The 18468-nt window shown below is 53.6% G+C and carries 18 protein-coding genes; 9 read left to right on the forward strand and 9 right to left on the reverse strand.

Translation table 11 applies throughout. The features are described from left to right. Positions 1-46 precede the first annotated feature (46 nt). On the forward strand, positions 47-1036 hold the full coding sequence (locus IM290_RS15375; protein ID WP_193041920.1) for a 2-hydroxyacid dehydrogenase: 990 nt from the start codon (positions 47-49) through the stop codon (positions 1034-1036). A gap of 180 nt (positions 1037-1216) precedes the next feature. Here IM290_RS15375 and IM290_RS15380 read toward each other — a convergent pair whose 3' ends face one another. Beyond that, a complete protein-coding gene (locus IM290_RS15380) occupies positions 1217-1390 on the reverse strand; it encodes a GnsA/GnsB family addiction module toxin (RefSeq protein ID WP_006808842.1) in 174 nt (57 codons plus the stop codon). A gap of 291 nt (positions 1391-1681) precedes the next feature. Further along, a complete protein-coding gene (locus IM290_RS15385; RefSeq protein ID WP_003857380.1) occupies positions 1682-1960 on the reverse strand; it encodes a DUF1471 domain-containing protein in 279 nt (92 codons plus the stop codon). A gap of 227 nt (positions 1961-2187) precedes the next feature. Between IM290_RS15385 and IM290_RS15390 the strand changes: the two genes are divergently transcribed. Then, positions 2188-2778, forward strand: coding sequence for a DUF4142 domain-containing protein (locus IM290_RS15390; protein ID WP_193041919.1), 591 nt, complete (start codon positions 2188-2190; stop codon positions 2776-2778). Between the two features lie 74 nt (positions 2779-2852). Here IM290_RS15390 and IM290_RS15395 read toward each other — a convergent pair whose 3' ends face one another. Together IM290_RS15395 and IM290_RS15400 are read right to left on the reverse strand one after the other, a co-directional pair. Then, the gene (locus IM290_RS15395; RefSeq protein WP_193041918.1) at positions 2853-4949 is read right to left on the reverse strand and encodes a pyrroloquinoline quinone-dependent dehydrogenase; all 2097 of its coding nucleotides are present in this window, start codon (positions 4947-4949) and stop codon (positions 2853-2855) included. 10 nt (positions 4950-4959) lie between these two features. Next, the gene (locus IM290_RS15400; RefSeq protein ID WP_032104048.1) at positions 4960-5325 is read right to left on the reverse strand and encodes a hypothetical protein; all 366 of its coding nucleotides are present in this window, start codon (positions 5323-5325) and stop codon (positions 4960-4962) included. A gap of 632 nt (positions 5326-5957) precedes the next feature. Between IM290_RS15400 and IM290_RS15405 the strand changes: the two genes are divergently transcribed. After that, on the forward strand, positions 5958-7220 hold the full coding sequence (locus tag IM290_RS15405; RefSeq protein ID WP_080454675.1) for an amino acid permease: 1263 nt from the start codon (positions 5958-5960) through the stop codon (positions 7218-7220). A gap of 87 nt (positions 7221-7307) precedes the next feature. After that, entirely contained in the window at positions 7308-7547 is a 240-nt protein-coding gene (locus IM290_RS15410; protein ID WP_003857390.1) for a DinI family protein, read from the forward strand. Between the two features lie 320 nt (positions 7548-7867). On the opposite strand, the gene IM290_RS15415 is transcribed toward IM290_RS15410, so the two are convergent. Then, positions 7868-8614, reverse strand: coding sequence for a molybdenum ABC transporter permease (locus IM290_RS15415; protein WP_017384530.1), 747 nt, complete (start codon positions 8612-8614; stop codon positions 7868-7870). 14 nt (positions 8615-8628) lie between these two features. After that, a complete protein-coding gene (locus IM290_RS15420) occupies positions 8629-9543 on the reverse strand; it encodes an extracellular solute-binding protein (RefSeq protein WP_193041954.1) in 915 nt (304 codons plus the stop codon). 327 nt (positions 9544-9870) lie between these two features. On the opposite strand from IM290_RS15420, the gene IM290_RS15425 reads away from it, so the two are divergent. After that, positions 9871-10116: a hypothetical protein gene (locus IM290_RS15425; protein WP_193041917.1), complete on the forward strand. Its 246-nt coding sequence runs from the start codon at positions 9871-9873 to the stop codon at positions 10114-10116. Between the two features lie 5 nt (positions 10117-10121). Here the strand turns inward: IM290_RS15425 and fhuE are convergent, their stop codons facing one another. Continuing rightward, positions 10122-12290: a ferric-rhodotorulic acid/ferric-coprogen receptor FhuE gene (fhuE, locus tag IM290_RS15430; protein ID WP_193041953.1), complete on the reverse strand. Its 2169-nt coding sequence runs from the start codon at positions 12288-12290 to the stop codon at positions 10122-10124. Positions 12291-12454: 164 nt separating this feature from the next. Here fhuE and IM290_RS15435 point away from each other — a divergent pair, with 164 nt between their 5' ends. Further along, a complete protein-coding gene (locus IM290_RS15435; protein WP_193041916.1) occupies positions 12455-13513 on the forward strand; it encodes a YncE family protein in 1059 nt (352 codons plus the stop codon). A gap of 260 nt (positions 13514-13773) precedes the next feature. Here IM290_RS15435 and dcp read toward each other — a convergent pair whose 3' ends face one another. After that, complete coding sequence (dcp, locus tag IM290_RS15440) at positions 13774-15807, reverse strand: peptidyl-dipeptidase Dcp (protein WP_193041915.1); 2034 nt, start codon at positions 15805-15807, stop codon at positions 13774-13776. 143 nt (positions 15808-15950) lie between these two features. Here dcp and ydfG point away from each other — a divergent pair, with 143 nt between their 5' ends. Together ydfG and IM290_RS15450 are read left to right on the forward strand one after the other, a co-directional pair. Further along, positions 15951-16697, forward strand: coding sequence for a bifunctional NADP-dependent 3-hydroxy acid dehydrogenase/3-hydroxypropionate dehydrogenase YdfG (gene ydfG / locus IM290_RS15445; protein WP_015570609.1), 747 nt, complete (start codon positions 15951-15953; stop codon positions 16695-16697). A 90-nt stretch (positions 16698-16787) separates the two neighbouring features. Next, positions 16788-17474 (forward strand): GntR family transcriptional regulator, encoded by a 687-nt coding sequence (locus tag IM290_RS15450; protein ID WP_003857403.1) that lies wholly within the window; start codon positions 16788-16790, stop codon positions 17472-17474. A gap of 35 nt (positions 17475-17509) precedes the next feature. Here the strand turns inward: IM290_RS15450 and IM290_RS15455 are convergent, their stop codons facing one another. Beyond that, positions 17510-17941 (reverse strand): universal stress protein, encoded by a 432-nt coding sequence (locus IM290_RS15455; RefSeq protein ID WP_015570611.1) that lies wholly within the window; start codon positions 17939-17941, stop codon positions 17510-17512. 287 nt (positions 17942-18228) lie between these two features. Between IM290_RS15455 and ydfZ the strand changes: the two genes are divergently transcribed. Continuing rightward, complete coding sequence (gene ydfZ / locus IM290_RS15460) at positions 18229-18432, forward strand: putative selenium delivery protein YdfZ (RefSeq protein WP_003857405.1); 204 nt, start codon at positions 18229-18231, stop codon at positions 18430-18432. The last annotated feature ends 36 nt before the right edge of the window (positions 18433-18468 follow it).

The raw sequence follows: 18468 nt of genomic DNA on the forward strand, positions 1-18468 counted from the left end.
ATTTTAAACATGCTAACGTGGTTCCAAAATCACTGGAGAAAGTCTTATGAAACTCGCGGTATATAGCACAAAGCAGTACGACAAAAAGTATCTGCAACATGTTAACGAGACGTACGGTTTCGATCTTGAATTTTTCGACTTTCTGCTAACTGAAAAGACGGCTAAAACCGCCCACGGCTGCGAAGGCGTGTGTATCTTCGTTAACGACGACGGTAGCCGACCGGTGCTGGAAGAGTTGAAAAAACAGGACGTGAAATACATTGCCCTGCGCTGCGCGGGCTTTAACAACGTCGATCTCGATGCCGCCAAAGAGCTGGGTCTGAAGGTCGTTCGCGTCCCGGCCTATTCTCCGGAAGCCGTGGCAGAACATGCGGTCGGGATGATGATGTCGCTCAACCGTCGTATTCACCGTGCCTATCAGCGAACCCGTGATGCTAACTTCTCTCTGGAAGGGCTGACCGGCTTTACCATGTACGGTAAAACCGCAGGCGTGATCGGTACCGGCAAAATTGGCGTGGCCGCCCTTCGCATCCTGAAAGGATTTGGCATGCGCCTGCTGGCGTTTGATCCGTACCCAAGCGCCGCTGCGCTGGAGCTGGGCGTGGAGTATGTCGATTTGAAAACGCTCTTCTCGCAGTCTGACGTTATCTCCCTGCACTGTCCGCTGACCCCGGAGAACTATCATCTGCTTAACCAGTCGGCGTTCGACCAGATGAAAGACGGCGTGATGATCATCAATACCAGCCGCGGCGGGCTGATCGACTCTCAGGCGGCTATCGAAGCGTTGAAAACGCAAAAAATCGGCGCGTTGGGTATGGATGTGTATGAGAACGAACGCGATCTGTTCTTTGAGGATAAATCTAATGACGTGATCCAGGACGACGTGTTCCGTCGCCTGTCTGCCTGTCACAACGTGTTGTTCACAGGACACCAGGCGTTCCTGACCGCCGAAGCGCTGATCAGCATTTCGGAAACCACGCTGGGGAATTTGCGTCAACTCGAAAAGGGCAAAGCGTGCCCGAACGCGATAGTGTAAGCCTGGTAAGCCGGGTGGCGGCTACGCCCTGCCCGGCCTGTGGATTGCGTTAATTGTACGCCCGGTAAGCGCAGCGTCACCGGGCTTTTTGGGCTTCAATCCTGCCACGCGCAGGATAGTCCTGGCTGACGTTTGCCACTCTGCTTTATCCAGTGACCCGAAAACAGGTAATATTTTTAATTAAATAAGTTTGATTTTTACCTCATATCCCTCGAGGCCTGTCATGGCTTCACGAGCGATAAACTCAATTTCAGACACTTCCTGCCCTGTTTTTTTACGTAACTCTGAAATTTTTTTGGTTATAAGCGCTGAAATTTCTTCTTCTGCCTTTTGCGTCAGTGCGTCAACGTTCATGTTTACCTCTTGCAACCGTTTACTGTTTCCATTCTCCAGCAGGCGACAGCTAACGATTAACTGCCTTTCACCATAACTGTATGTAAAGAGTAGACTATCTGTGTAACGTATGCTGCCGTCGCATTTAATTGCATTATTTGAACAGGGTGTTATTGTCCCAAAGCCTTAGAGCACAAAACAGATAAACATAAGAAAAGTTTTGACTCACACTCGCCCCGCATCAGGGGCATTTTTTTGGCTGCCTGTAAGCAAAAACCCGCCATAAGCGGGTTTTTGTGTTATCCGAGAAAATTATTTAAAGACTTCTGCGACGGCCTGGAAGTTAGGGCCATGCTCGCGGGCAGCGATGATGACGTAGTATTTCCCGCCCTTCTCGTCTGCCAGTTTTGAGAGTTTTTGATGAAGATCTGAAGGTGAAGAAATTTGTCCACCTGAAGCCCCTACAGATACATTACCAAGGTATTCAAGCTTGAAGTGGTGCGCTTCATCCTTGGAAATCATATCTGCCGCAGATGCGCCGAAGCTTGCTACTGTTAAAGCCAATACACTCCCTAATAGTGCTTTTTTCATATCATTCCTCCTGTTGATGAATCTATATATTTAACATTAGCAGCAAATATGTAAATGATCCGTATCAATATTGTAGAAGGATTGAGCATCACGACCAGCCATCACTGACCTGAACAGCGGGTGCAGCAGGTTCATCTACTATACCGACCTGTGCAGTCGTCATTTATCTGCCGGTTGCGCCTGAAGCAATTGAAACTTACCTGTACCATGACCATCAGGAGAACAATATGCACACGAGTAAAACCCTGAAAAGGCTGCTAGCCGTATCAGCAGTTGCAGCAATGTTCAGCACCGTTGGCGTACAAGCCCAGACAACCAGCGCCGCGCAAACTCAAACTGCGGGCCAGGCTCAACCGGACGCCAGACTCAGCTCCGGCGACGAGAAAGCATTGAAGGACATGGCGCAGGCCAATATCAACGAAGTTGCCGCCGCCAGGCTCGCCCTGGACAAGGCCCAAACCAGTGAAGTGAAAACATTCGCCCAGAAAATGGTCGACGATCACGGCGCCGCGCTGACCAAAGTCAAGACCGTTGCCCAGAAAAAGGGCGTGGAGCTGCCGACCGAACCAGACGCCGCGCATAAAGCCCTGAACTCAAGGCTGGAAAACCAGCGCGGTGACGCTTTTGACAAAATGTATATGGAATATGCTGGCGTGAAGGACCACGAGAAGGTGCTGTCGAAGCTTAAGAGCGACGCCAGTAAAATCGACGATCCGGATGTGAAGACTCTGGCCAACGAGCACACTCCGGTCGTTGAGCAGCATCTGAAGTCCGCCGAGCAGATGTCAACGCGTGCTGGCGCATCAGCCGATAAATAACGCGTCGGTAAAACGACTACTGCAAAATAAAGTGGGGCCCGCAGGCCCCACGCTTATTTCCCCTTCCTGATAAATTATTCCGGCAAGGCGTAGACCACCACCTGATCGCCTACCTGATCCTTCAGGATCGTATTCCCGCCTGCCACGAAGGCCACATACTGGCGACCTTTATATTCATAGACAGACGGGTTCGCTACCGCCGGAGCTTCGGCCTGATCGGACCACAGCTCTTCACCGCTCTCGACCGAGTAGGCACGCACTTTGGCATCCATTGAGGCACCGATGAAGATCACGCCGCCCGCCGTCACTGCCGGACCGCCAATGGTAGGTGAACCCCAGCTTTCCGGCATGAAGAAGCCATACTGCTGGGAGGCGCCAACCGGACGACGCCATTTCACATCGCCCGTGTGCATGTCCAGCGCCACGATTTCACCAAACGGCGGTTGCCAGCACGGCATGCCCAGCCAGTTGCTCGCCACCAGCAGACGCATACCGTACGGGGCGCCTTCCTGTGGGGCAAAGCCGCTTTCGTTGCCGGAGTCTTTGTCTGCGTTATCGTAATCCTCACGGCTGTACAGCTTCACGTACTGGACGATATGCGAGGTGTTGACGATGGCGATCTGTTTTTGCGGATCGAACGCCACACCACCCCACTGGACGCCGCCGGCGCTATCGGGATAGGTGAGCGTGCCTTCGCCTTTGGTGGTCGGCGGGGTATACATTCCTTCATAGGTCAGGTTATCCCACAGACGGGAGCACTGGCCGCCACCAACGATATCCGCCAGCTTCCAGATTTCCGGTTTTTTCGACTGGTCGAGCAGCGGCGCGGGTTTGGTCGGGAATGGCTGCGTGGGCGAGAGAACTTCACCCTGAACCGACCCATCACCCTGCGGAACCGGACGTTCTTCGATTGGCCATACGTCCTCCCCCGTCAGGCGGTTAACCACAAACAGGAAACCCTGCTTGGTGGCCTGCACCAGCGCCGGGATCTGCTTGCCGTCTACGGTGATGTCCATCAGCGTCGGGGCGGAGTTGATATCGTAATCCCAGACGTCGTGGTGTACCCACTGACGTGACCAGACCACTTTACCGGTGTTGATGTCCAGGGCGGTGGTCGAGGTGCCAAGCGGAATAGCGTCTACGCGGTTGCCGCCCCAATAGTTGGGAGACGGCGATGAGACCGGGAGATAGACCAGCCCGTTAGCCTCGTCGGCGGACATGTGCGTCCAGACGTTGGCGGTACCGGTACGCTTGCGGATCTCTGCCGGGATCGCCTCAAAGGTCCACTCAAGCTTACCGGTCTGGGCGTTGACTGAAAATACGGTGCCCGGAGGGGCTTCGGCATAGGCCCAGTCCTTCCCGGCCCAGCCCACCAGCAGATGGTTGCCGACAACGGTTGGCGGTTGCAGGACAGAGAGCGGATACTTCGCGTTAACGGTGTTCCACTGGTTCAGATCCAGCACGCCGTTGTTCGCAAAGCCGCTGCACGGTTTGCCTGAATCGGCGTCCAGCGCAAAGAGCTTGCCGTCAACGGTGCCCATATAGACCATCTTCTGGCAAGCCTCACCTGTCACCGGATTTTTGGCCTGCCAGTAGGAAACGCCGCGATTTTTCAGCACCGGCTGGGTCAGCGCCTTGCGCGACGATTTGGTGTCATAGTGCCACTTCTCTTTACCCGTCCCCGGATCCAGCGCAATCAGGCGATCGAATGGCGTGCCGATGTAGAGCGTATCGTTGGCGAAAATGGGTGTTGCGGACCAGACGGTAGCTGGCGTATCGCCTTTACCATCCGAGACGTCGCCGGTATGGAACTCCCAGACTTTCGTTAATTTCCCGACGTTATCCGCCGTAATTTGGGTCAGGGGACTGTATTTCTGCGCGTTAAGCTGGCCGTGGAAGCTGTCCCAGGTGGCGGTGGCGGGCACCAGCGGCGTCGCTGGCTGGCTGGCCGAGGCGACTCTCTTTCCATCACCGCTGCCGGTTGAGGCATCGTCGGTGGTTTTTGTGGTTCCGGGCGCCTGCTGATCGGCCGCATCAATATTCAGTGATTCCTGGGTCCCCTGAGAGGCTTCAGCGGCCTTATCCTGCGCCTGTAGCGCGAGCGGAGCGACCAGCAGCGCCAGCGCCGTCATGCTGACTTTTATGAAGGGATAATGCTTATCGTTGTGCACGGGCGGCTCCTCAGCTTCTGACGGGATGGTTGTAACGAGCGGAATGGCTGCTCAGCATAATCAGACCAATCAGGCCGACCACCATGGCTGCCGTTATGATGTACTGGTGCAGCAGCGCGGCGGCGAAAGCAATACCCGCCAACACCACCAGGGTGACAATAATCAGAAAAACGCGCGCCCCGCGACGCGATGCCGCACGTAACATAAAGGTCAGGATCGCCAGCACTACGCTGGCAATGACCACGCCCAGTGCGCCAATGGTGCCAGTGACGCCGGTAAGCGGCGTCCACCAGGCGTATAGCGCTACCGCGAAGGCTATTATCGCGGTCAGCAGCAGCAAAATGCTGCCGACCCGCGAGGATTGAGAATGCAACATACCAGGAAACCCCCTCTAAAATGCAAAATTGACCATTATTAAGGCGTTTTCGTGAATATATACCCCTGCTGCCCGCCGCTATTAAGAGAACGCGACGTGTGGAGCGGCGGCATATTTCACTAAACGTAACTGAGTATAGAAGAGGATTTTCTTATGGGGCGTTTAATAGCAGGCATACGACATCCTGAACCCCTTCGCCACCATAAAGAGAGCGTTATGTTACAAGACGGTTCGAAAGCTACGAGCGGGTTACACGATTGTCTACATTCTGTTTTTTAATTTCAGGCATAACGGGATAATTTCACGCCCAATAAAATAATTAAATAAGCCCCCCTTCAATATGATGGCGCCTTATGGTACTTAATAAAACAGGGTGTTTATTCTTTAATTAACAGACGTGCAGGCAGGGAAAGTCAGTCGTTATTTGTTCGTTAATTTAACAAATCCCTTTCTTAATTAACCGCCTGTTAAAGCATCGTCAAAGAATAACGAGAGTTATTGCAGGCATACACATAAGGTTTTCGGTATGCAACATCAAACCCCTCCCACCCGTGACGTAATGGCGCAGCGACGACTACAGACAGATAAAAACTAAATAAGTCGTCGCCCCTCTAACAACACGGTAAAATATGATGAATAAAGCCACAACTCTCTCAGCTAATATTACAACACGCTCTAACTGGCACTGGCAGGATAATATCTGGACGCTGGGCCTTTATGGTACAGCCGTCGGAGCGGGAACACTGTTCCTTCCCGTGGAAATCGGCACCCGTGGTCCGGTTATTTTTCTGGTTATGCTCCTGCTGGGGCTGCCGTTATCCCTGATCCCCCATTTACTCCTTTGTCGTGTGTATATGCGAGAAGAGAAGACTGAAAACGGCACGTTGCCAATCTTCGGCTCCTTCTTCAGCGGACGGGGTGAAAAGCTGATCACCCTGTTCTATTGTGTGACCTTCTTCCCGGTAACCCTGGTTTACGGGGTGGCGCTGATTAATGCGTTGGATAATTTACTGGTGGAGCATCTGCATATTACCGCCCTCAGCCGTGGGCCATTGTCGTTTATCGTGGTTGCTGCACTGTATGTGGTACTGAGCAAGGGTCGGGACAGGGTCGTGGCCATTATGAGCGCACTGGCGCTGCCGTTCGCGGCATCTGTACTGCTGATCGCCGTATCACTTATCCCGGGATGGCATCTGTCTAACCTGACCGATACGGCCGCTGAAATGACCGCCACGCCGCTTCCGGTAACGCTGAAAAATATCTGGCTGACGCTGCCGCTTATTACCTTCTCGTTTTGCTGTGCGCCTATGGTCTCCCCGCTGAGCTCTTACTACCGGGAGAGGAAAGCGGAGGGTGAGAAAAAGGCACTGTTCGTGATCCGTATCGCCTACTTAGCTATCTTCGCCAGTATCCTCTTTTTCGTGCTGAGCTGCGTGCTGGGGATCCCCCATGACAACTTTGTGCGAGCGAAGGCGGAAAACCTGAATGTGCTGTCGGTGATGAAGGGAAACGGTGATTTCAGCCTGATTTACCACATTGCCCCGCTCATCGCTATCATCGGTATGACGAAATCCTTCCTCGGCGTAGGTCTGTCGGTCGCACAAACGTTTGGTCAGCTGGCTGCCAGCGTATCCGGCAAAAAGGCCAACGCCAGCAAGCGGCTGGCCTCTCTGGCGCTGTTCCTGCTGACCTATGGCATTGTTTATGCCAATCCGGATGTGCTCAGCCTGATTGAAATGTTCTGCGGACCACTGATCGCGGTGATCCTGTTCCTTATCCCGGCGTACCTCATATACACCCGCCCCTCGCTGGCAGAGCTTCGCGGCGTGACGGTGTTTTTGGTTGTTCTGGGCGGGCTGGCAACGCTGTCTGCATTGCTCTGGACAATGCTTTAGTCTGAACGCCGTTTGACTGTACCCATATACAGTAGTATTTTACGTTCAGGCTGAATCACATGCGTAATATCCATAAGGTAAACAATCATGTTTGTGGAACTGGTTTATGACAAGCGAAACGTACAGGGGCTGGAGGGAGCCAGGGAAATCATCCTGGCCGAGCTGACAAAACGCGTGCACCGGATTTTTCCTGATGCCAGCGTGACGGTTAAGCCAATGCAAGCGAACGGCCTGAACAGCGACGCCAGCAAAAGCGACCGTGAAAAGCTCAACCGCATGCTTGAGGAGATGTTCGAAGAGTCGGACATGTGGTTAATACAAGAGTAACCGGGCGCAAAGCCCGGTTCTGGCTTCGGGAGACAAAGAGCATACAACGTTAACTTTGCGTAATTTCTTCCGCTATCGCGACGTACCGATTTACGCCTCCATGGTTCCCCCAGCATAATCCCACCGATCCGATTGTAAGACATATCCAGCGCGCGCCACATTTTCTTCCTGCCCTGTACTTTCAGTCTGACTGACTGGAGGTTTCTGTGTGTGGCCTTTTATGAAGAATCCGGTTTGGGGTTATTCGAGGTAGCCCGCTGAAAAGGAAACGTGAGCAAGCTCATCCGCTATGAACGAGGAACGGACGATCTAAGGGGTGTTCATTTCCTGGCCATTCGTTTGCCAAGAGCAAAGCAGACCATTGGCAGGGGAAGCGTCACTACCAGCAGCATCCATAGCAAAGTATATACTGTGTCCACCCCGTCATTTTGCAGATTGGTATACAGCTTTACCGGTATACCCTGCGGGAAATAAGCAAAGATCATCACGATCCCGAACTCGCCTACCGCGCGAACCCAGGCGAGTGTTACGGCAGAAGCCAGCCCAGGCAATGCCAGGGGTAATGTAAGAAAACGAAAGCGGTTCCAGGGAGAAGCTCCCAACGTTTGTCCCGCTTCAAGAATATTTTTGGGAACAGTGGCAAACGCCGAACGCGACACCACGATAAAATAAGGCAAAGCGCCGTAAACCTGAGCCAGCACAAACGCCGCCGGATTATTTACCAGCGTAGCTCCCAACAGTGAAAGCCAGCGGCCAATCACGCCATAAGGCCCGAAAGCCGAAACCAGCAAAATCCCCATTGCCAGCGGTGGCGTCAGCAGAGGGATCATCACCAGCAGTTCACCGATCAATCGTTTTCGTCCCGTGGCTTGTGACAGCCACCATGCCACTGGCATGCCGATAAGAATGATAATTCCGAGCGCCAGCACACCCAGTCCCATTGAGACGGCAATGGCGCTGTCGTCGCGCCAGGCCAGCTTCAGATGATGCCAGGGCGTGACGCTAATCAGCGTGATAAAGGGGATACTTAACAGCAGGATAGCGGGCAGAGATAACCACCCCGCCACCCAGCCCGGTTTTCTTAGCGGGCGTATAAGCTGTCTCCTTTAGGTTCGGCGTAGCCAAACGCTTTGAACAATTTCTGCCCCTCGGCGCTTTGCATGAACGATACGAACTTTTGTCCCTGTTCTACACCATTCGGCGCGTTTTTCAGCACCGCCGCATAGAACACCATTGGTTGAGTGTGCAGGATTTGATCCTGGCCTTTGCTGTCTTTAATGGTAAAACTAACGGTGTCATACCACTGTTTCGTCATCGCCGGGTTGCTGAGGTTTATTTCATCCGGCAGCGCGACATACGGCAAATGCGCTGATCGAACTTCACTCTCGTATCCCGCTGCTGCATCCACCTGACCGCTTTCCAGACGCGCCAGCAGCCCTCCTTCCTGATGAGTCTGCTGTGGGTTTTGCAGCGAGCCTAAAATTTTATCGGTGATGCCCGGCATGTTGTAATACTTTTCCGCCAGCATCAGGCTAAACACAATATTCTGGCCTTTTGGGTCGACATAAGGATCGGTGCGGCCAAATAAGACATCTTTCTGCGTCAGCAGAGTCAGCCACGAGCCGTCTTTCTTTCTGTCGGCCTGTTCAAACTGCGCTGCATATTTACCCTCAGGACTGTAAGCGACCACCATGCTGGTACTGGCGACAGGGACCGCCTCATCTATCAGCCCGGCGTCTTTGAGAATTTGCATCGGCCCCGGGGTGATGGAGACAAACACATCGGCCTCAATTTTGTGGCTTGCCAGCAGGCGTGCCATCCCGTATGCACCCTGGCCCTGCCCCTGATAGCCGTCGTTATTTGCTCTGGAAAAAGCCGGACCTAACCCCTGGTCCATTACTTTGCCCATGGAACCGGCATAAGTCACCCTGATATCCTTTGCCAGCGCCATGGATGGCATTTGCAGCAGCGCAACCGCCACCAGCGCAACCTGCATTCGTTTCCTGGCCATAAACACCCTCTCGTTATGTATTCTTTTATATATCGAATTTTCCAGAAAAATCACCGCAATGACAACCTCCTCAAGCGCGCCGTTGATGCAAGGTTGAATAAAAGGAAATCGGTCTGGGTGGTGCATGGTCGACTTAGTCAGATGTTGTCATCCAATTGTGGGCAATAGTTCATGAAACATGCTGCGTAAACTCCTCGTGGCTTTGCGTAGAAGAATCTTGAACTCATTGTCATCAATGTCTTTTGCACAGTTGTAGCCCAACTCGCTATATAGATAGATACATAGTGATTAAATAACTTGAGGAGTTGTGTATTGCTCAGGATGCCCCTCGAGTCTGAGGGCGTCCTGTTCATTGAATATTTACGCTTTTGCGTCTATCCAACATACGTCTTCTTTAACTGGCCCAATGTTTCCGGCACCAGGCTCGTCACCCGTTCAAACCGGCACATTATTCGTTACCAGGATGGCAATGGCATGGCGGCCATCGCCGTGTCGTTGCCGCTGGTGGAGCTGAAGCGCATTTCGGAACAGGTGATGGCCAGGATAGCGATAAGCTGATTAGATCAGAATGTGTAACTCATGCTTACCGAGACGCTACGCGGTTCGCCATAGACGGCAGAGTCATCGAGGTAGGAGTAGTATTCGCGGTCGAACAGGTTACGAACGTTTGCCTGCACCGCCAGCTGTTTCGTCAGCTGATACTGCGCGAACAAGTCGACGAGCGGATAGCTGCCCTGATAGAGGCGCTGCGTCTCGCCGTCCGGACCGGTGACATCTTTGTACACCTGATTCTGCCAGTTCACGCCGCCGCCTACGGTCAGCTCCGGAAGCGCCGGGACGCGGTAACGGCTGAACACCTTAAGCTGCGTCTGCGGCGCAAAGCTGTTGAAGCGGCCATCTGAATCACGGGCAACATAGCGGGTCGCGCTGAAGGTAAGCTGTAGATTGTCGGTAACGGCACCGTTCACCTCAAATTCCGCCCCTTTGCTCACTGCGCCTTTGGTTGCCCGATAAGCTTGTTCACTGGATCCATTAACGAATACCCCGCTGATTTCCTCCCCCGCGTTCTCCTGTTCTATGCGGAATACGGCAACGTTGGTGGTCAGTCGACCGTCCATCCAGTCTGCCTTCAGGCCGGTTTCATAATTTTTACCGGTGACGGGAGAGAGCCATGCACCCTCTTTCGTGCGTTTGGTTTGCGGGGCAAAAATTGAGGTATAGCTGGCGTAAGCGGAAAGGCTGTCGTTGATGTCATACACCAGCCCGCCGTAAGGGGTGGTGTTGTATTTACGCATATCGCCGCTGCTGCCATCTGAGCTGTACTGGGTATAACGTGCGCCAACGATTAGCGACAACGGATCCGCCAGCGACAGGCGTGCCGCCGTATACGCCGATTTTTGCCGCACGATATCATCCGCATTTTGATACCAGTCGCCCCACTCCGGCTCGGCCAGGCTGCCGTCCCAGCTGTTGTTGAAGATGCCAATCTGAGCACTGTCCATTGGCCCGTCTTTGCTGAAGGTAGCATTGTGCTGTCGGCTATAGTTGGCTCCGGCCATCAGCTGATGTTGACGCCCGAGAAGTTCAAAAGGCCCGCTGGCGTAGGCATCAAAGGCGTCAAGAGTGCGCTTGCCGCGATCCTTACTACCCCAGCCTGATGCGCCTTCTCCGGTGGTGGCGTCCGGATTGCCCATCACATAAAGCAGGGTATCATTGAACGTTTGCTCGCCGTGGGTTCCATTGAAACGCACCGACCAGCCGTTATCCCAGTTGTGGGTGAGGTTAGCAAAAACTTTACGCGACTCAACGGAGTATCCCGTCCAGTCTGCCGAGGTATTGACGTTGCGATCGTAATGGGTACGGCTGCCGTTACTGTACAGGCTGGGTAATCCGCCCCAGGTCGGGTTGGCTGTGTTTGTTTGCTGATAGTCCCAGCCCAGCGAGGCCGTCGTGTGTTCCGTTACATCGCCTTCAATGACGCCATAGAGAAATTTCTTGCGCTTGCCATATCTGTCAAGCCAGCTGTCCTGATCCTGATAACCTGCCACGACGCGCCCACGCAGGCTGCCGTCGGAATTGAGGGGCGCGGAGATGTCGCCCACATAACGCTGTTTGTTCCAGCTTCCGTAACTTGCGCTGACGTTGCCCCTGAAGGTTTTACTGTCGGCACGTTTACGCACCATGTTCACCGTTGCTCCCGGATCGCCAGCGCCGGTCATCAGGCCGTTTGCGCCACGCACAATCTCTATACGATCATAAATGGCAGTATCTTCCTGCGCATCGCCAAAGTTCCACGCGTCGCCCATTGATGTGGGGATCTCATCGTAGGCGAAATTGGTGATTTCAAAGCCGCGGGAAAAGTAGCTGGAACGCTCGCTATCAACCTGCTGCGACGAAACGCCGGTGGCATTGGTAAGTACCTGGCCAATGGTTTGCAGGTCTTGATCCTGCATACGCTGGCGCGTCACGACGCTGACTGACTGGGGGATATCGCGCGGGGTCAGCAGCATTTTGGTGCCTGAACGCGTGGTTTTTACCGCATAATCCTGCTGCGAGTCGGCGCTCCCGTTCCCGTCACCGTAGACAACCATCTCTTGTTCTTGCGTATTTTCATCCGCCTGTGCCGGGTGCATGACGGCGGACATTGCCAGCGCAAGCAGTGAAAGTGAGAAGGAAGCAGGAATTAACCCTGCGGGCGCTTTCGCGCGATTAGCCCTGCCATTAAAAATCATCATGTTACCTGTATGTTGTTGTCGTTATGTGCAAATCATTCATCCAAATAAGAATGGAAATGATAATTATTTGCTTTATTATGCACAGGTAATTTTGTAAGTTAAATGTAAATAAATGTATATTTATCAAAATCAGCGCGGCTCGCGCATGACAGGAACAAAAAATGAACACATTCCATTGGCTAAAAGGAAAGACATGGGGCTTAAGCATTCTTACCGCGGCGTTAACCCTGAGCGCAACGGCGTCAGCAGCCCTCCCGGATTCGGCTGAGCTCAAGCAGCGCGAACTCGCTGACGGTCTGTATGAGATGGTTTACTCCCCAACGGCAAACGCGTTGTACGTTGCGAGCGCACAGAGTTTCATAAACGTCAACGGCGGGGTGCTCTATAAACTGGATCCCACAACGCTTGCCACGCAAGGTGAAACCCACACCGACCTGAAAAACTTCGGCATGGCAGCGGACGATAATGGCAAGGTCTACTACACCACCAACACCCTTGATGGCGGGGTATCGAAAGTGGACGTGCAAAGCGGCAAGGTGCTACAGCGCCTGATGTTTGAAGGCAAAGACAAGGATGGCGACCCGGTTGGTGCGCGTGAAATCCTCTTCCACAAGGGACAACTGTTTATCGGCGGCGTTGCCGACCCTGGGTTTATCTCCGTGGTTGATGCCAACACCATGACGCTAAAAGCCCGAATCGAAAATGCCGGGAAATGGGTGACGGGGATTATTTATTCGCCGCTGACAGACCGCCTTTATGCCGCCAATGGCGGCGGTGAAATTCTGGTGATTAACCCGGAGACGTATAAAATCGAACAGCGCTGGACGCCGGGAGATAAAAAAGCGTATTTGTTCCTGAATATGGCAGAAGATCCGGCCACCGGGCGCCTGTTCGTGACTGATGATTCAAAAGCCAAAACCACACTGGTATTTGATGAGCGCAGCGGGAAAGTTATCAAGCGTCTTAAAGGCGATGCGCTGGGAATAAAGTTTAACGCTGAGCGCAACGAAATTTTCATTACTCAGCGCGAATCCAGGAGGGTGTTGCAGCTTGACGCCGGGAGCTATGCTGTGAAAAACAGCTGGACGTTCACCAGCCATCCCAACAGTCTTCTGGTAACACCGGACGGTAAAACGTTATACGTAACCGTGAAGCAGGACTTCAATGACGACAACACGACGAAAGGCCCGGATAGTGTGGTTCGTATTTCATTAAATTAAACAATATACAGCCATCCTGTGAGGGATGGCTGACTTATAAACGTGGACGCTGAAGCAGTATATTTAGTCCGGCCAACGGATAAAGTCGGGTTAAAGCGCCAGATGTTCTAAAGTCGCGGGGATCCTTACTGGGTAAAAGTAAAGGTGTAGCTACGTGAAGCTGGCCCCTATCCTCCTGCAAATTTCGCAGAATTAAGGATTCATTTTGGGAAAGAAAAAACCGGGCCTCGCGCCCGGTTCTGTTCCCACACTAAAAAGCCTTACGCACTCAATCCGCGATTCTCCAGCATCGGTTCGATCTTCGGATCGTGCCCGCGCCAGTTCCGGTAAAGTTCAGCTAAATCAGTGCTGTTGCCGCGGGACAAAATCGCCTCGCGGAATTTCTGTCCGTTCACGCGCGTCAAACCGCCCTGCTCGACAAACCACTGGTAGCCATCGTCCGCCAGCATCTGCGTCCAGAGATAGGCGTAATAGCCCGCCGCGTAGCCGCCGCCGAAGATGTGGGCGAAATAGCTGCTGCGATAGCGCGGCGGTACGGCTGGAAGATCCAACCCCTCTTTTTTCAACGCGGCGGCTTCAAAGGCTTCCACGTCTTCAACGGGCTCCTGAATGCCGTGCCAGTTCATATCCAGCAGCGCGGCGCTCAATAGCTCCGTCATGTCATAACCCTTATTAAACTGGGTCGCATTGAGCATTTTTTCCCGCAGCGCATCCGGCATCGGTTCGCCTGTTTGATAGTGACGAGCAAAGTGCGCAAACACCTGGGGATGGCTGGCCCAGTGTTCATTGATTTGCGAAGGAAATTCAACGAAATCACGTGGCGTGTTGGTGCCTGAAAGCGTGGCATAGCGCTGGCTGGCAAACAGGCCATGCAGGGTATGGCCAAACTCGTGGAACAGGGTAATCACATCATCCCAGGAGATTAGCGCGGTCTGCCCGTTCGCCGGTTTTTGATAGTTGCAGACGTTATAAATCACCGGACGCGCGGCAAACTCATAAGACTGCTCAACAAAATTCCCCATCCACGCGCCGCCCGCTTTGGAATCACGCGCGAAAAAGTCGCCGTAGAACAGCGCCATGCCTTCACCCGTGTGGTCGAAAATCTCCCACACGCGAACATCCGGGTGGTAAACCGGAATATCAAAACGCTCGACAAAGCGGATACCGAACAGCTGCGTGGCGGTCCAGAATACGCCATCTTCCAGCACGGTATTGAGCGCGAAATAGGGTTTGATCTGCGACTCATCCAGCGCGTATTTCGCTGAGCGCACGCGTTCGGCATAAAACGCCCAGTCCCAGGCCTGCACCATAAAACCACCCTGCTCGTCTTCGATGACCTTCTGAATATCCGCCTGCTCCAGCGCGGCCCTGCCGCGTGCCGCAGGAACTATCCCGCGCATGAATTCGAGCGCGGCTTCCGGCGTTTTCGCCATCTGATCGGCAATGCTCCAGCTCGCATAGTTGTCAAAGCCGAGCAGCTGCGCCTGTCTTGCCCGTAACGCGGTAAGCCGACGGATCAGCTCGCGCGTATCGTTTTCGTCGCCTTTCTGAGTGCGTTCCCAGCCCGCGGTGAACAACTTTTTACGGGTCTCGCGCAACGACAGCGCCGCCAGCGCGGGCTGTTGCGTGGTATTCAAAAGCGGGATCAGCCAGCGATCCGTCAGCCCTTTTTCTGCGGCAGCGTGAGCCGCGGCAGCCACCTCCTCCGCACTGAGCCCGTCAAGCTGGTGAACATCGTCCACCACCAGCCCTCCCGCCTTGTTCGCCGCCAGCAGGCGCTGGTTGAACTGGCTGGTCAGGGTGGCGGCTTCGGTATTCAGGGCTTTCAGCTCGGCTTTTTCATCGGCGTTCAGACGCGCGCCGGCAAGAACAAAGTGCTGATACATCTCCTCCGTCAGTCGTCGGGATTCGGCATCCAGCGCCTCGCGATCCTGCCAGACGGCTTCCACGCGGGCGAAAAGCGTATCGTTTAGCCAGATATCGTTCGCCAGCCCGGCCAGTTCGGTGGAGAACTGCTCGTCCAGTGCCTGAAGATCATCGTTGGTGTGTGCGGACGTCATGGCGAAGAACACGCTGCTCACGCGCGACAGCATGGCCCCGCTCTTTTCCAGCGCCAGCACGGTATTGTCGAAGTCCGGCGCGGCGCGCTGCGCGATAATCGCGTCAATGTCTGCACGCTTCAGGCGCATTGCTTCATCAAATGCCGGACGATAATGGCTGTCGTTAATCGCATCAAAACGTGGCGCCTGATAAGGCAACAGGCTAATTTCAAAAAAAGGATTGTTGACCGACATCGTTTACTCCTGAGCACGGTATTTCTCCCCAGAGTAGGCCAGCCTGCGCCGGCCTGCAATGGCGTCATACAAATGTTGCCTTAACGACGTGCCGGAGAGCGTGCTATGTTAGTAAAACACAAAAAGCGTTGAGGAACAGTGAGATGATTATTTTAGTTACCGGGGCGACAGCGGGTTTTGGTGAAAGCATCACGCGTCGCTTCGTCGCCAACGGACACAAAGTGATTGCAACAGGGCGTCGTCAGGAGCGTTTGCAGGAGCTAAAAGACGAGCTGGGTGACAGCATTCTGACCGCACAGCTGGACGTCCGCAACCGCGCCGCCATCGAAGAGATGATTGCCAACCTGCCTGCCGAATGGCGTGAAATTGACGTGCTGGTCAATAACGCCGGCCTGGCGCTGGGCATGGAGCCTGCCCACAAAGCCAGCGTGGAAGACTGGGAAAACATGATCGACACCAACAACAAAGGGCTGGTGTACATGACCCGCGCCGTGCTGCCGGGCATGGTTGAACGTAACCGTGGCCATATCATTAACATCGGTTCCACCGCCGGAAGCTGGCCTTACGCGGGCGGCAACGTCTATGGCGCGACCAAAGCCTTTGTCCGCCAGTTCAGCCTGAACCTGCGCACCGACCTGCACGGAACCGCGATCCGCGTGACCGATGTTGAACCGGGTCTGGTAGGCGGAACTGAATTCTCCAACGTGCGTTTCAAAGGCGACGACGCGAAAGCGGATAAAACCTACGAAAACGCGAATGCGCTGACGCCGGAAGATATCACCGAAACCGTCTGGTGGGTCGCGAATCTGCCGAAGCATGTCAACATCAATACGGTTGAGATGATGCCCGTCAGCCAGACCTATGCCGGACTCAGCGTGCATCGCGGTTAATTTACCCTGCCCGGCCTGCGGGCCGGGTATGTGATGGCAGGGAAAAGAATGGTAGTATGTTCAGGTTAACTCTCTGAGAAATCACAACCCATGGCCGCTGAATCGCAACTTAATCCTACCCAGCCCGTTAATCAGCAAATATATCGCATCTTACGCCGTGATATTGTCCGCTGCCTGATCCCACCGGGAACGCCACTCTCAGAAAAAGAGGTTTCGGTACGTTTTGACGTTTCCCGTCAGCCCGTACGTGAGGCGTTTATTAAGCTCGCAGAAAACGGCCTTATTCAGATCCGCCCTCAGCGCGGCAGCTACGTAAATAAAATTTCGCTTTCGCAGGTACGGAATGGCTGTTTTGTTCGCCAGGCCATCGAGTGCGCCGTGGTGCGTCGCGCCGCGTCGCTCATCAACGATAACCAGTGCTACCTGCTGGAGCAAAACCTGCATCAGCAACGAATCGCCATCGACCGCAAACAGTTAAACGACTTTTTCCAGCTGGACGACGAGTTCCACCAGAAACTGGCGCAGATCGCCGAGTGCCAGCTCGCGTGGGATACCGTCGAAAACATCAAAGCTACCATCGACCGCGTGCGCTACATGAGCCTCGACCATGTTTCTCCGCCAGAGATGTTGCTGCGCCAGCATCATGATATTTTCAGCGCGCTGGAAAAACGCGACGTGGAAGCCGTAGATAAAGCGATGACGCTTCACCTTCAGGAAATTAGTGAGTCAGTTCAGTTAATTCGCCAGGAAAACCGCGAGTGGTTCAGCGAAGAATAAAACCTCGCCGCCCCCTTTCGGTTGCGGCGAAGTAATTAGCGGACCACTAATACCGGAATAGTGGCGTAGCGCAGAATAGTTTCAGCATTTGAACCCAGCAGATGGGTTGTAATGCTCGGATTTTTTGATCCGATAACAATGACATCATATTTCCCCTCTTTGCTGAGCTTGATGATTTCATCGCGTACGTTGCCGAAGCGAACTTCACAGTCAATATTGTCCGGGGACATATCAAAGAGCCGTTTCAGCGCCTTCATCTTCTTATCAGACTCGGCGGTCATATACTCTTCGAACTTCTTAATATCGGCATTGAACCCCCGCAGTAACGATCGGCTGCTGTTAGGGAGAATGTTGACCAGGGTGATCGTCGCGCCTTCCGCCTTCGCGAGGTTGACCGCGTGGCGTACCGCTTTATCGCTCAAATCCATTTCAAACACGTCAACAGGCATCAAAATTTTCTTATACATAAGCCTGACTCCTTTTCCGATGAAGGGTTATTTTCTGCCTCCAGAATGACATTGTGGATATAAACAAAGCCTAAACACTTGCACCCGGAAACTATCAATTAAGGAAAATAACTGTCCGCTTTGTAAAGTGGTGTCCTGAACCGTCAACGCCTGCATGAAATAAGAAAAAAGTGTGAGCTTGATCAAAAGCAAATAATTTCGTTAAAGAGAGGCGTATTAATAGTGCCCCGTGAACGGCAGCCGTTGAATTAGCGCCGTAACGGATAAGGACGAGAGGAGAAAATACCATGATGACATACGACCGTAACCGAAATGCAATCACCACTGGCAGCCGCGTCATGATTAGCGGCACAGGCCAGTTCGGCGTGATTAAAGCGATCCACAGCGACGGCCTTAATGCCGAGCAGGTGCGTCGTGGTAAAACGGTTGAAGTCGAGGGATGCGAAGGTAAGTTCGAACCGATTGAGCTGATTCGCCTGGGGATGCACTAAGCTGCGCCCCGACATGCCGCCGCGGACGGCGGCATG

It is taken from the genome of Enterobacter cloacae complex sp. S1 (assembly GCF_014930525.1).
Classification (GTDB): Bacteria; Pseudomonadota; Gammaproteobacteria; order Enterobacterales; family Enterobacteriaceae; genus Enterobacter; species Enterobacter hormaechei_C.